The sequence below is a fragment of the Desertibacillus haloalkaliphilus genome, from assembly GCF_019039105.1.
Lineage (GTDB): Bacteria > Bacillota > Bacilli > Bacillales > KJ1-10-99 > Desertibacillus > Desertibacillus haloalkaliphilus.
This window is the reverse complement of sequence record NZ_JAHPIV010000596.1, coordinates 1-328: the sequence shown is the minus strand read 5'-3', so window position 1 is coordinate 328 and position 328 is coordinate 1. Positions and strand designations below refer to the sequence as shown.

The window sequence follows — 328 nt, the reverse complement described above, 5'->3', positions numbered from 1 at the left end:
CCTCCCTCTTCTCTTCCTTCTCTCCCTTCTCCTTTTCTTTTCTTTTTTCCTTTCCTCCCCCTTTCCTCCCCTTTTTTTTTTTTCCCTCCCCTTTCCCCTCTTTTCTCTTTTCTCTTCTTCTTCTCTTCCTCCTTTCTTCTCTCCCTCTTCTTTCTCCCCTCTCCCCTTTTTCTTTTCCTTCCCTCTTTCTCTTCTCCCCCTCTTCCTCTTCCTCCTCCTCTTCTCCTTTCCCTCTCTTTCTTCTCCTTCTCCTTCCCCCCCCCCCTCCCCCCTCCCCCCCCTCTCCTCTCCTCCCCTCCTTCCCTTCTCCCCTCTCTCCTTTTCCCTT

1 protein-coding gene is annotated in these 328 nt (G+C 51.8%); it reads right to left on the bottom strand.

Annotated elements, in window-relative coordinates; genetic code table 11:
* Positions 1–328 (bottom strand): hypothetical protein (locus KH400_RS30455; protein ID WP_217228733.1); only part of this gene is annotated, 328 nt, incomplete at both ends.